10 protein-coding genes and 1 pseudogene are annotated in these 14,884 nt (G+C 29.8%); 2 read left to right on the forward strand and 9 right to left on the reverse strand.

The window, feature by feature from the left end; genetic code table 11:
• Positions 1-131: 131 nt before the first annotated feature.
• Together DT250_RS32055 and DT250_RS02890 are read left to right on the forward strand one after the other, a co-directional pair.
• Positions 132-720, forward strand: a pseudogene (locus tag DT250_RS32055) (hypothetical protein).
• Between the two features lie 2,962 nt (positions 721-3,682).
• Complete coding sequence (locus DT250_RS02890) at positions 3,683-4,012, forward strand: Lrp/AsnC family transcriptional regulator (RefSeq protein WP_097890066.1); 330 nt, start codon at positions 3,683-3,685, stop codon at positions 4,010-4,012.
• A 418-nt stretch (positions 4,013-4,430) separates the two neighbouring features.
• On the opposite strand, the gene DT250_RS02895 is transcribed toward DT250_RS02890, so the two are convergent.
• The 9 genes from DT250_RS02895 to DT250_RS02935 form a co-directional block, all read right to left on the reverse strand.
• Positions 4,431-5,648, reverse strand: coding sequence for an MFS transporter (locus DT250_RS02895; RefSeq protein ID WP_097890065.1), 1,218 nt, complete (start codon positions 5,646-5,648; stop codon positions 4,431-4,433).
• 144 nt (positions 5,649-5,792) lie between these two features.
• Positions 5,793-6,248 (reverse strand): GNAT family N-acetyltransferase, encoded by a 456-nt coding sequence (locus DT250_RS02900; protein ID WP_097890064.1) that lies wholly within the window; start codon positions 6,246-6,248, stop codon positions 5,793-5,795.
• A gap of 14 nt (positions 6,249-6,262) precedes the next feature.
• Positions 6,263-7,324 carry an NAD(P)/FAD-dependent oxidoreductase gene (locus tag DT250_RS02905; protein WP_330939214.1) on the reverse strand — a complete coding sequence of 354 codons (1,062 nt, stop codon included), beginning with the start codon at positions 7,322-7,324 and terminating at the stop codon, positions 6,263-6,265.
• Positions 7,302-8,210, reverse strand: coding sequence for a branched-chain amino acid ABC transporter substrate-binding protein (locus DT250_RS02910; protein ID WP_097890062.1), 909 nt, complete (start codon positions 8,208-8,210; stop codon positions 7,302-7,304). The genes DT250_RS02905 and DT250_RS02910 overlap by 23 nt, the downstream gene beginning before the upstream one ends.
• Before the next feature lie 66 nt (positions 8,211-8,276).
• The gene (locus DT250_RS02915; RefSeq protein WP_149212461.1) at positions 8,277-10,292 is read right to left on the reverse strand and encodes a class I tRNA ligase family protein; all 2,016 of its coding nucleotides are present in this window, start codon (positions 10,290-10,292) and stop codon (positions 8,277-8,279) included.
• Positions 10,293-10,308: 16 nt separating this feature from the next.
• Complete coding sequence (locus DT250_RS02920; protein WP_097890060.1) at positions 10,309-11,598, reverse strand: lysine N(6)-hydroxylase/L-ornithine N(5)-oxygenase family protein; 1,290 nt, start codon at positions 11,596-11,598, stop codon at positions 10,309-10,311.
• A gap of 91 nt (positions 11,599-11,689) precedes the next feature.
• A complete protein-coding gene (rocF, locus tag DT250_RS02925; RefSeq protein WP_097890059.1) occupies positions 11,690-12,598 on the reverse strand; it encodes an arginase in 909 nt (302 codons plus the stop codon).
• A 143-nt stretch (positions 12,599-12,741) separates the two neighbouring features.
• On the reverse strand, positions 12,742-14,016 hold the full coding sequence (locus DT250_RS02930) for an ATP-grasp domain-containing protein (protein ID WP_149212462.1): 1,275 nt from the start codon (positions 14,014-14,016) through the stop codon (positions 12,742-12,744).
• A 396-nt stretch (positions 14,017-14,412) separates the two neighbouring features.
• Complete coding sequence (locus DT250_RS02935; RefSeq protein WP_149212463.1) at positions 14,413-14,760, reverse strand: cupin domain-containing protein; 348 nt, start codon at positions 14,758-14,760, stop codon at positions 14,413-14,415.
• Between the last annotated feature and the right edge of the window lie 124 nt (positions 14,761-14,884).

Genomic DNA, 14,884 nt, shown 5'->3' on the forward strand with positions numbered 1-14,884 from the left:
TTAATGCACTTAAAGAATTTAACTGCTATCACTAAATATTTCACGCCTAAATCAATCGTTTAAAAAGGAATAAATGAAAAAATCAATCACTAAAATCACATATTATTTAAGAGTGAAAGGACATACAAAATATGAAAAAAAATTTAACCAAAATCACAATGATAAGCGTAATTATCTTAATATTCTATCAATTTTAAAAATGGTATTTAACTCAATTCCTTACTCCATTTGTTATGCCACTTCTTTCAATAGCAATTCATGGATGGTTTTTCATATTATTAATTTTATCAATTATACATCTTGCTAGATATAAAAATCCGAAACCTTTAATTATTCAATTAATCATAATAATTATTTGGATATATACCCCCTTTACAAATATATATATAAAATTAGATTTTTAAATTTACAAAGACGATCGAAAACAAGTTATAGAACTTATAGAACATAAAAACTTAATCCCTAATGTATCCTATGATAATAACCAAATTCATTTGCCTCCAAAATTTAGAGCTACATCAAAGGGGGGAGGAGATGTAATTGTCCACTATGGGAAGAAAAATGCTTCAGTTTTCTTCTATACTTATCGTGGCCTAATAGACAACTTTTCTGGATTTATTTACTCGCCCAATGATGTAAAACCAAATGAAGACGATTTTAATAGTATCTTTAGAGATATAATGAAAATAAAAAAATTGGTACTATGTTACATCTTACTAAGAACACAATTATTTTTTCCTGACTTTTTCAATGATTGCATCCATATATGTGCTCCCCTTTACCATGCCACGCGATACGTATGGCGGAATTAACTTTATTAAATGGAATTGTTTGAAAGAGAAGGAATCTACTTAGAATGATAATTTAGTGGGATAGGAAACCGTAAACGGAGCGTGTCTTTGCGGGCACTGACTAATCCCCCTTTTGGAATCGTATATAACGTGAATTCTTTTCCGATGCATCCTACTAGTAAAATCACAAGCAAGAAACTAAGGAACAATCTACATTTCATAAAGCCCTGCCCCTCTTTAACATGCAATCCAGTGAAATAATTTGTTTCAGATATGTAGAAATATGGTTTAACCAGCAATCGATAATCAGTTGTTTTTACCTTAAGTATACCTGAGTCTATTTATTTCCCAACCCGAAAGAGATAAATAGTTTTGTTCCCATTCATGAAATAGCACGATGTATGCATAATTACATATCTATTTAATTACTTTTAGTGTTATATTTTAATAGCGATGAATGCTATTATTTCATAAGTTGTCAACAAGCGTTATGTATGTATGAGAAAAAAGGAAGGAGTCAAATAGGCCCTTCCTTTTTTCTTCCAATTAAATAAATTGCTCTCTGGTAAAAATTTAAATAGTGATGCTAATTCACAGGCGTCTAATTATTGCTGGTATGATCACTTTACCTATTGTGGCAATACTTATGAGAAGTAAGTACTCTTTTATTTACGATAAAATGGAATTATTATCGTTTATTTCTCAACATTTAACATATTGAATTAAATTCCCTTTATTGTTATTATAATGGTGACAGTTTGTTTTCAAGTGCTTTAATTTAAGGATCTGATTTAATACATCAGGTCCTTCTTAATTTTCTCACTAATAAGATAATATTTTTTAACTAGATAGACATATGTTATTTTATACAGACACTTCACTCATAAAAATCTAGCTTTTTTAAGAGCATGCTTATACGCTTATTCTTCCTACTTGCTATGAAATAAAGGTTTCGTTTTTGTACACCTGAATTTTCACAAGCACCCCATTTATTTCAAATTCATTCTAATCTTTAATCAGATATAGCCTTAATAAGCTAGCAAATCCCTAAGTCTTAAATACCAGATATGAATATAAACAATTAATAATATATTATTAAAATTAAGATACACAAATGTGGGACAAATTAAAATTTTACACAATGCCCTAGGATAATAAGATTGTTTTCTTCTCATTTCTATAGGATGTTTGTCCGTTTTTCTGCAAAAAATTAAACTGCTACGATGATTGCCTTGTTAATTCTTTAATTTCTTTTATCAAATATTCATAAACAAGTGGAGAATAGTAGGAAAACAAATAAGACTGCTAATCAAATGCACGTATAAGTGGCATATTAGTTTTTCTAATTTTACAGAATCACAATAATCAATACCTTAAAAATAAACTTCATTTTTAAAGATCTATTAAATTTGCAACAAATAAATAAAAATCATGTATTTGTTCCATCTAAACCTATTCTATAGGTATAATCATTATTCTCACATACTTCAACTTAAAAATTTCTCACTATGCATGTCATATTTTAATTGAATTTTTATATCTGCTACTTGTACAAAAACACTTGATTAGAATACAAACTTGCTAAATATTCTAATACTTGAAAATGGTTATTAGCAAATTTAAAATGACTGAGATTCTATATACTTTTTTTAACGTATTCCCCGAAAGAATTCTCCTTCCTCAAGCGTGTGAAGGGCTTAGCCCAACGATAGGTGGGAGATGAATTTCGGTTTGGCATAGCCAAAAACTTTTGATAAGCTAGCTATATGAAGTTCTTTGATAACTTGATATAGAAGATTGCAGGAAGAAAATAGAGTGCGAAAACGAAGCCATTCGGTTCCTGCGTAAAATATCAACCGTACCAAAAGAGCGTCCATGCGTTATACATCTAGGGGTGGAACACCCCGAAGTAACGCTCAGGGAGACGAAAGGTTACTTTCGTCTCGGAACTGAGAAGCTCCCACTTCAAGCTTTGCTAAGTGGCGAGTAGTTCACAAGTAATAAATAATTATAAATAAAAAGAGAAGAATAGTTCTTCTCTTTTTATTTATAAATTTAGGGTTTTCATATCTGTTGATATGAATAGCAGTAAATTAATGGATGAATAATTTACTAACAAAATTATAACACCCACTTCAAGCTTTGCTAAGTGGCGAGTAGTTCACAAGTAATAAATAATTATAAATAAAAAGAGAAGAACCCACCATAGTTCTTCTCTTTTTATTTATAAATTTAGGGTTTTCATATCTGTTGATATGAATAGCAGTAAATTAATGGATGAATAATTTACTAACAAAATTATAACATGTTATACAAAAGCTTTTATATGCAATATTGCATATAAAAATTCAATTTTCAAACAATCACATATTATAAAATAACAACTCAATTAGTTGTTATTTTATAATTAAACAGATAATAAAAAAGCAACTCGGATTGGGGTTCGAGTTGCTTTTTTAAATAATGCTTATATATGTATTATAACATTTCGCGTAATAAATCCAATATCAAGTGACCGACTTTTCTTATTTCTCAATATTTTCAGTTTTATAAAATTGCTCTTTAGCGTTTGGAAAACTATTATAATTACCAAAATCTATTAAATTTTTTCAAAAATATACTTCTTAATGAATGATAGAATGTTATACTATTTCATGAGTATAATTGCTTTTACAATTTGTTGAAAATAGATACTCAATAACTTTTGATCATCCGATGTTTTTTTCATAATATAAATTCCTCCTTTTAAAATTTTTTATCCTATAATATTTCATATCCATATCTGAATAACTTTATAATACTAAACCCTACTTCGACTTACCATTTCACCTGTAATGGAAAAAGGTTATATTTTTTCTATTTGAAACTAATTTGAAAGGATTTTTTATCAAATGAAAAATACCGTTATTCAAACTAAATCCACTAACATGATTGGAACGGAAAATAGCAATAAGGAAACAACTACAAATTCTTTACAAGCAATATTAGAAATAAAAGTAAAAGAAGGACAGTTCCGGGAATTTATGGATTGTATACAGCTTGAAACAAATATTGAATTTTGTTATAGAGTTACAGGAAAGACTGACTTTATTGCTAAAATTATAATAACTGATTTGAGAGAATTAGAAGAATTTGTTGATAATTATATTTCTGTAGCTCAAATAATATCTAATCTTATAATATTCAAAACAAATACTAATTATGATTTGACAGATAATTAAGGTTATAAGCGACTTTTCCTAATAATAAACACCATAACAAAAAACTACACTCCTAACAATTTGGGTGTAGTTTTTTGACAATATAAATTAAGTTTAAGTCACAACTCTAAAACATAATATAAATACATTACTACACAAAATGCATAGTAAAATGGAACTAATACTCTCATATCTATATAAAGAATTAATGTGGATATTGTTTCATTTGAGAAATCTACTAATAGAGTAGTTGAAATTTAATTGCTTATTTGAATTGGAATTAGGAAATGATATTGACTATTTTAATTATAATTAAAGGCGAACTAAAAGAAATGAGTACTGTATAATACAGTACTCATTTCTACATAGTTATTTATACGTTGTTTCGACGTTATAAAATTTACTTCATTAGCTATTCTTTTCATTTAATACGCTGCTATTAAAATGATTTTGGAGCAACTTCTTGTTGTAAAACTTCTATTTTTTTTCTATGATTTAGTTCGTTAAGATAAATTACCATCATAGTAGCAGCAACAACCGTACCTATCACTCCAAAAAGATGACCTGCATTCATAATCCCAATCCATTGAATAGGTAATGCTAACGATAAAGGTAAAGCGGCTTTGGTAAACTGGAATGCTAGTGTAGATCGACTAGACCAAATAACCGTTTCTTCTTTTGTTTTAATAAAGTCAAACATGACAGTTCTTTGATTGATACGTGAACGATTAAAAACAAAACCAAGCATAAATGAAACGGCAATTGCTAAATACCAGGAATGCACTAATCCTAAAGTAATATCAAAAACAGCAATTAATAGAAAAATTGACCTTGGAATAAATTTTTCAAATTTCCCAACAAGTGTAGCTAATAAAGCCCCTAAACCTGCTGCAGCACTAACAAATCCATACTGCATAGGATCCCAACGATATACATCGTGAAATAAAATTGGTACTAAAAAATTAAATGATGCAAGTTGTATTGTTAAAACAGCAATACCAGTAATTGTAATCCATAATATTTTTGAATTATCTATTGGATTTATTTTTTCAATATGATTTGATACAGGTTTTTTATTTTGCTGAACATCTTTACTTTTTAATAGCGGCATTAGAAGAGGTAAAAATACCCCAATACCTAAAGAGAATGCTAAACCATAAAGTACATTATTAAATCCACCTACATTCATCATAAAGCCTGCTATTGCGTTCCCACCAAATGCTCCAATTTGTATTGCAGTTTGTAACATATTTGAAGCCTTTCCTGCTGGAATTTCTCCTGATAATACCATTTGAGACATATAAGTTTCCAAGCTTTGCGTAGATAAAAATAAAATAATAGAAAAAACACCTGCAAAAATATATAAAGTAAAAACATTAATATGATCACTATTCAAAAGACTTATTATAATCAGAATAATACCGATGCAACGGACACCAGAGAAAATTAACAATGGACTTTTTGTTAACCACATCTTAAGACTTTTCGAATATTTTTGCATAAAGAATGGTAACAAACTCATTAATGTTAATATAATTCCTAAATGAGTAACTGATCCCCCTTTATCCAAAATTGTCCAGGTTAGAGTTACTGTTAACATACCTTCCCCACAAAGAGTCAGCGCCAATAGTACTATAAATATAAATTGAATTGGCATTATACATTCCTTCTTTCTTATATCGGTTGTTTGACCTTAAATTTGTTTTAACTTGTTTAAAGAAAGGGATTTGGAAAATACATAACAAAATTGCACATTGAAAATGTTCTGTTATACCCGCCCTAAATACTATTAGATTGTTATTTAAATACTGTAAACAATCCAATCACTCTTATTTGCTTTTTGTTTTTTATAGAAATTTTGGGCAACTATATTATCTTTTGCGGTAACCCATTCCATATATGCATAATTATTGTCTTGGACGTACTTTTTACAAGTATTAAATAACATATCCCCAATACCCAATTTTCTATAATCAGGGATAACAAATAAATCATTTAAAATCATTGCTCTTCCCATACTTAACGTACTGAAAGTGGTATATAAAGTAGCAAATCCTATTGGCTCTTTATTAATCGTACAAACATAGAATAATCCCAAATCTTTATTTTCTATTATAGTATTTACTAATTTATCTAAAGAACTTTTTTCACGCACAGGCTTTTCATAGAATTCCATATACATTCTAATTAAATTGATAACAGTCTCTCTATCATCATAGGTCGCTTCAAAAATTTCAATATTCTCGAGATTGTTCATAGTCTTTTCTCCCCCTATACTCCAGTAATCATTTTCGCTATTCTCTTACCAATACCAGGAGCCAACTTTACTCCACCACCACTCCAGCCAGTTGCAACGATTAAACCTTCTACTTGTGGAAATTGTTCTATAATTCCTCGATTATCTGATGTATATGCATCAAAGCTTCTTCTTCCACCTATAAATAAGTTTTTATTTAGATATGGCAATCTACTTTTTGAATTTTGAAGCATTTTTTCTAAGTCATTTGGGTCAATTGACATTTTTTTGTCTGGATCAATATCATACTTATCTACTGGATATCCTACTAGAGAAGTACCTAGATTATCAGGTCTGCCATATAATCCAGTACTATCATCTATAAAAATTGGATGGTCTTTTTGTCCTATTCCATCAAAGAAATGAATTTGAATAATTTTACTTCTTACTGGAATTTTAATACCTATAGTATCTAATATATTTCCACTCCAGGCTCCAGCTGCCACAACAACATGTTTACAATGTATAGTCCCATAGGAGGTTTTAACACCTACAACACAGTTATTATCCATTAAAATTCCTTTCACTTCTATTCCTTCACAAGCTAATGCACCTTTAGTTTTAGATGTTTCAATCCATGTATTCGTGGCTAACGATGGGCTAATGTACCCTGCTTGTTCCTCGTAAGCCACACAGCTGTTTTTAGGCAAATTTATAAATTCAAATTCTTTCTTTAATACTTCAGATGAAAGGATACTAATTTTATGTCCAGATTTTTTAAGTTCTCCAATTTGCTTTTCCATTTTTATATGTTGTGTTTCATTTTCAACATATAACATTCCAGTCTGCTTAAATTTAACCTCTTCACTAATACTAAAAAAATCATTTATTCCTTCTTTTGCTATTTCAGTTAGATAAGGATCATTATGATAGACCCTTATAAAACCTCCGGATTGGCCTGTTGATCCACTACTAAAGGAATTTTTCTCTAATAAAATTGTATTTGTAATATTTTGCTTGGTTAAATAATACTGTATAGCTGCACCAATAATGCCGCCGCCAATAATAACTACATCAGCTGAATGTTTTATGATAATTCACCTCAACAAAAGATTTATCAATAACTTGTGCAATTATCCATGAAGCTCCTAAACGATCTCCATTGCTTGAAAATTTAATTGTAGAATTACCTGTTGCTAATTCATTAATTAAATTTTCTACATTAGATTCAATACATTCTAATAGATACGAAGCTGCAAGAAATGATGTTTCTACATAATCCTCTTTTGCTTTTATGGTAAAAGCATCGTTAGAATAATCTTGGGCTAATTCTATAAATTCATCTACATAAGAATCATCTGAAGCTATAAAAATTCCTTTATACCCTCTCATCCTCAGTTCCCTTAGATAAGTTGCGGAGTTAAAGTGTGTCCCAGCAAAGAATATTGCATCGCTATGCTTATTATTTTCACTATTAAAATCTTCAATTCTAGTAACTTCTTTAAATGAAGAATTTGCACTTTGATACAGTAAATCTGCTAGGCTTTTCCCGTAAAATGTTTCATCAGAAACTGCCTTAATCGTTTGAATATCTTTAGTTTTCAAAAAATTAATAACAGTTTCAGCTTGTACCAAATCATTAGAACAAAACCTAAATACTAATTCCTCGTTATTAAGCGTAACGTCTAAATTAGTCGATGCAGGAACTAAGAATGGAATTTTCGCCTTGGAATAAAACGGTATTGCTTTTAAAGCACATGCACTATTAAAGTGTCCAATTACAGCAACAACCCCTGATTCAATCATTTTTTTAGAAATATCTTTGATGGTATTTGGATCTCCTTTATCATCTTGATAAACCCATTCGATGTTACCAGCATAATTTAGCTTCGCACGATTTACACCCTCAATTAACATTTGTCCGTATACAGACCTAGGACCTGAAAAAGGGCCTACTACTCCAATTTTTATTTTCTCTTTCATAATTTGAGCTCCCTATATATTTTTTATTAGGAAATATGAGGAGGTAAGTACTACCCCCTCATATTATCAAATATTCTGAAGATAAAAACTGTCGTTTGTTTTTGAAAAATAATTCTCTTGAAGATCCACTTTCTGTCCAGCAGGCAAAAAGCTTACTTCCTCATCCAACTGCATGTCAACATTAAATCCCAAATCCCCCCATAGCATTTTACCAAATGTAGGCATGATTGGGCTAGAAAATAATGCTAAAATTTTTGCAGTATATAATTCTAGTGCAATAGCAGTATTTCTTCTTTGTTGATTATTCTTTAATACCGTTAAAAATTCTTCTCCTGCCGAGAATTTTTTAGCAATTCTGACTAGTTCATTTAATAATCTAACTACCTTTTGCGGTGAAAATGTATTTGGTTCATATGCATTCATAATTTCATTCATAATTCGATTTACATGTTGATAATACATTAAATAGTTACCTGATAGTGTCTCTAATTCTGGAGCACCATTTGGAGACTCAGCTTCTAACTTGCATTTTAAATCATGTAACCATGATTCCCATTCTTGGTTTAAGTTCGTATCTACAATATGATTAAATTCTTCCATAGTGAAGTTTGTTTCAACTGTTTCCGGTCTACTATAAGATAAATAATACCTTACAACATCATGTGAAGCATTTTCTAATAATTCTTTGCCCCATACAGCATGTCCCCTACTTGTTGAAAACTTAAGACCCTCTAGTTGATAAAATTCATTTGTTATCATTGTTTTAGGAAGAGTTATATCTTCACTATATGCTAGCCAAATAGCTGGGAAAAGCACTGAATGGAAATAGCCATTATCATATCCAAAGAAATTAATGATAGTCGTATCTTGATTATTCCAAAAATCCCTTAACGTATACGAAAGGTTTTTATCCTGAATTAATTCGTTTGTCGCAGATAAATATCCAGGTGCCATTTCAAACCATACATATATAGTTTGATTTTCATATCCTTCTACCGGAACTGGAATTCCCCAATCAGATACATGTGAAATAGGAATATCAGGAAAATCTTCATCTAGCATTCTCTCACATAATGCCGTTAGATGTGGCCCTATTTTTAATTCTTTGTAGTACTGTTTTAATTGTGTTTTATAATTACTTAATGGGAAAAATAGTTGTTTAATTTTAGATTTCTCTGGTTCGCTACCACAACATTTACAAGTTGGGTTTAATAAATCTATACACAAATTAGGTCTACCACATTTTTCACAAGCGTTGCCATCTGATAATTCATCACAATGTGGACAATTACCTCTCACATAAGCTTCATAAAGGTGCTTATCGCATTGCTTACAGAATAGAATGTCGACTTCTTTTTCTACTAATTTACCTTCATTCCACAGTTTTTCAAAAAACTCTTTGACAAACTCAATGTGGAATGTTGAAAAATGAGGTTTTACAAAAATATCCGGATTAATTTCTGCTAGTCTTAATGTTTTTTCAATTTCATTAGCAAAATGATCTGCCGTTTCTCTAGGAGATTTTTCTAATTGTCCCGCCTTAAACGGCACATAGCTTTGATGATCATCCGCCCCACTCATATAAAAGACTTCATTTCCTTTAAGTTTTAAATATCTAGTTAAAATGTCAGCTCCTGTATATGGACCAGATAGGTGCCCTACATGTAAATCACCATTAGGTGTTGGTGGTGTGGCCGTTATTAAATATTTCTTTTTACCTGAATCTAACTTCTTGCTATTTTTTTTACTAAAAGCATTTTCCCACCATATGGTGAAGAATATCAAATTTTCATCTGATGTATTTTTCAAACTATGTTCTTCAAATGGTGGAATAAAGATGGCGTCCCCTTGCGTAACAGTTTCTTCTTTTTTACCCACTTTAACTATTCCTTCACCCTTAAAGATAATAAAAGTTTCAACTTCATGATGTCCATGAATTTTAGAAATTTCTCCAGGTTCTATGATTCCCCACATTGCACCAAATGGTGAATCATATAATTTATTAGAATGCGGAAATAATCGTTGACACATAATATCATATTCATTTGTAAAAATCTGTGGATTTATCTTTTCAATATGCATCTTTAGACCCCCTATATTATGAAACCACGTTTTTAGTTTTTTCTTCTGTTAATGAATTATTTTCTTGTACGGTTTTTAAAATTTCATTTGATCGAATAGATAAATTAGATAATAAAGTGTCACTCAGTCCATGAGTGCTTTCATTTACACCCTGTAAATAAATACCAGGTTTAAATTTATCCGTTGTTTCTAAACGATAATTTCGGGAAACTTCAATATTATCTGAAATGTACGAGTTAAGATTTTTTAATAAAGGATGGTTCTTTTTACTTTCGTACCCAGTAGCAAGAATTACAGCATCAGCTTCAATAACAACTTCTGTATGTTTAACTATGTCTTTGTAATAAACAACCGCTTTATCAGACAGTGTTTTTATCTCCGTTAATTCTAAAAATGGCTTTATTCTAAAACGATCTTCTCCATGAAATTTTTGGTTATATAAAGCTTTATTAATTTGGCTTATTAAACTTCCATCCGCAGCTGCATAATTAGTATCACTGTGGTGTTTTAATAAAGCATCTCGATTTTTTTCTGGTAAAGAATAAATAAAGTCAATCATATTAGCGTCAAATATACGATTAACAAGCTTACTTTCATTTACAGCTTTATATGAGAAAGGTCTCATCGTTGCCGTAATATCTGATTTCGGATAATTATTGATTAGATGGAAAAATAATTCAGCTGAACTTTGTCCCGAACCTACAACTAAAAACTTATGAGCGTCATTTTGTTTAAAGTTATTAATTTTGTTTTTAAATTGACTTGAATGAAATACTCTACTATTATTCAATTCAATGTTTATTGGCGTTCTTGGTGTTCCACCTGTAGCCAAAACAATATTTTTAGTAATATAGCTCTCTAATTGATTAGTCTTTGTATTTTGCACAATAACTTCTAATAATTCGACAGAATCTTCAGATATAATAGGGTCTACTGAAATTACTGTTCGACTATAATAAACGTGTTCTTCTAATTGAGATGCAACCCAAGACATATAATCATTGTATTCAAGTCGTGACGGATAAAACTCTGAGAGATTAATAAAATCGCTTAGTCTTTCATTTTCATGTAGATAATTTAAAAAGGAGAATTTACTTTTAGGATTTTTTAGAGTTACAAGGTCTTTCAAAAATGAAATTTGAATATTTGTATTATCTAAAAGCATCCCTGGATGCCATTGATAGTGCGTTTTTTCTTCTAGAAAAATTCTTTCCATTGAATTATTTTCTTCTTCAATAGCAGTTGCTAAAGCCAGGTTCGCTGGCCCAAATCCAATTCCAATAACATCATATATTTTATTATTCATTTGACTCGTCCTTTTCGTTTTTTTAAATTCTCGTATATAATTTTATTTTTTATAGTTTTTTTATAGTTTTAAAAATAATTTCAGAAAAAAATTATTTAGACATAGTAACTTTCTTACTTAAAAGTTCAGTGATAAGTCCAATTGTTGTGTTGACAGTAATATTATCCTTGTCTAATATAGGGTTTATTTCCGTGAACTCTGCAGCTACTAGGTTTGTATTATTTCTTAGCATATCAATTGCCTCTTTTGTATCATCTAAACTTAAACCATGTGGAACTGCTAATCCTCCTCCAGGAGCAAATTCAGGATCTAAAGCATCTAAATCAAATGTTAGATGAACTGCATCTGTATTATTATTGAGAATCTTAATTGCCTTTTCCATAATACTTTTTATTCCTTGTTTTCTCACATCTTCTGCTGTAAAAATTGTTACTCCTAAATTTTTGAGAAACTCTTCTTCCCCCGGGTCTAAATCACGAATTCCTATTTGTACGATATTCTTTGGATCAATTTTAGTTTCTTTCTCTAGAAAATCTTTAAATTTTTCGTTACCGTATCCTAAGAGAATTGCTAAAGACATCCCATGAATATTACCAGAAATCGATGTTTCAAATGTATTTGCATCCCCATGAGCATCAAACCAGATTACTCCCAATCGTGGTATTTTTCTAAGAATTCCAGTTACAGTCCCAATTGCAATACTATGATCTCCACCTAAAACTAATGGGAAATGCCCTTTTTCCAATTCGTTCTCAACTGTCGAAGCAATATTTTTACATATATCAATTACTTCATTTGAAAACTCTTGTTTGACAATTCCATAATTTTTATTATTGGTTGAAGGAAGAGAAATGTCTCCTAGATCAACAAAATCAATTCCGATTTCAGTTAATTGCTTCGACATACCGCCATATCTTATAACATATGGTCCAAGGTCAACCCCTCCTATACTAGCTCCGAAGTAAGTAGGTGCTCCCAAAATAGATACTTTTTTATTCATAATATTTTCCACTCCATTTCAATAAGAATATATATAGGATTACTTGGTTTTAAATTGATACTATTAAATAATTTATCGATAAATCTAGCGGTTATATTCCTCATTTAAAACAAGGAATATAACAACCAGATTTACTTAAGTTTTTATGCATGAACCGGAATTTCTAATTCTATATCTAATTGATTATCTAATACTCTAGCTCTTTGGCGCAATTTTTCTACATCAGATTTATCATTATATGGTGCTCTTAATGAAAGTAAGCCCGTTATATCAAATCCTTTTGGAGCATGATATACTTCAGCTCCTACTTTTGCTACAGGATAGTAAGCCTTATACTCTGGCTGTTCAGCAACAATTCCCAATTCATTTTTCTTTATAATTCCAGATCTATATACAAATTTAATACAAGTACAAGATTTTGGTGTTGTAGATCTAGTTAAGAAGAATTCCATAATATCCCCTTTACAATCTAATAAACCAAGAATATTAACGGCTACTAAATCAATTCCATGCACATCACGTATATTACGATAAACATGCCCGCCACTGATTCTAGTACTAAATTCTACAACTTTAAAATTCCCTTGCGTATCTCGGCGTAGTTCTACATTAAATAAACTGTTTTCAATAGCTAATTTTCCACATATTTCTTTAGCAATATTAACAACTATGTCTTCATCTACACCAACATACGGTAATGTGTATTCATCTTCCTCGAAATATGGACCCATCATTTTATTTTTATTGTGAATTCCACCAAGATAAAATTCTCCATTTAAAACGACTCCATCAACTGTAATTTCTTCTCCAGTCAGAAATTCTTCTACTAATGCCACACATTGTTGTGTTTGATTAAAATAGAATCCTTTATTTGTTTTAGAAAGATTAATAATTTTTTCTAATGAATTATTCAATTCTTCTAAGCTGTTAACTAAATATACAGATTCACTGCTAGCAGCCATAGTAGGCTTAATGATTACAGGGAAAGGAATATTTTCTATTTCTTTCTCTGCATCCTCTATAGAATTAACTTTTGCAAATTTAGGACTAGCAATAGAATTCTTTAACATAAATTCCCTCTGCTTTGATTTATCTCGAGATGTCGTAGCAGCTTCAACAGATAACGCTTTATTGCCAAAGCGTTCATTAATTTTAGCAGTTAATACAATATCAGTTTCTTGCCAAGTTACAAAAAAGTTAATTCCTATATCTTTTCCTTTTGTAAAAATATAATTTTCAGCATCTATTTCAGAAGCCTCTTCAAGTACAATTACTTCTTTAAAGCGCGCATCCATTGTTTTACTTGGTACACTCGTAAACAAGTAAAGTTCATCAGATATTCTTCCTGCAGTTTCAATATGATCACCATGAATGCTATAACCTTTTCTCATGATGATTCCAATTTTTTTATTTTTCATATGTAATCTCCTTTTCTTCTCTGTATATCTTGATAACACGTTGTAATCGTATACTAAAACTTTTGATTGTTCAATAGATTAGAAATATTTAGAAATATTTTTCCGTAAATATATTTTTATGTAAAAAAAACCCAAAAAATCTCAAATTGAAAGGCATGCAACTAGATATTTTTACTTGAAAAAGCTAACAAGAATTCATTAAAAACGCCGTAAAGTTTACCTTTTTTAAACATAAATTTCCTGATTTTAACATTTTTGTTTTTTTCTATTGATTCTTATTTATTGAAAAAGTTTATTTTTCTTTAATGGAATAACATACCTGCCTATAATTAGTTGTTGTCTAATTTAAACAAACTTGATAAAAAGACTTTTATTTTCAACTTTCTTATTATGCAATTATCGTTGTAATTTAAAATCTTTTTCGCAAGAGTATTCAGCAGGTGCAAAGAAAACAAGTACCGTGAGATCTTCTTCAATAGTATGAAATCTATGTTCCATGTTAGCCTTTACATAAATAATAGAACCAGATTCAACAAAAATATTTTCACTCTCTACTTCAAGTTGTGCTCTGCCATTGATAATATAATATACTTCATCTTCTGTATGTGGTTGTTGGATATCTAAAGATCCTGCTTTCAATTCATAAATTCCCATACTTAGATCCTTTTCATGCAAAAATTCATAATAATTTTTGTCTATATTTCTTTTTTCTCTTAAAATCTGTGTAAGTTGATAATTTTTCATTTGTTATCCTCCTAATGTTATAAAATTCTTGAATCAATTAACTTAGTTAACTTAATAAAAGGAATATATCAGGTATAAACTAAATTCCTTTACATGTGTCTAAAGAATTAATTAAAGATATATA

The sequence above is a fragment of the Bacillus sp. AR2-1 genome (assembly GCF_008368755.1).
Classification (GTDB): domain Bacteria; phylum Bacillota; class Bacilli; order Bacillales; family Bacillaceae_G; genus Bacillus_A; species Bacillus_A wiedmannii.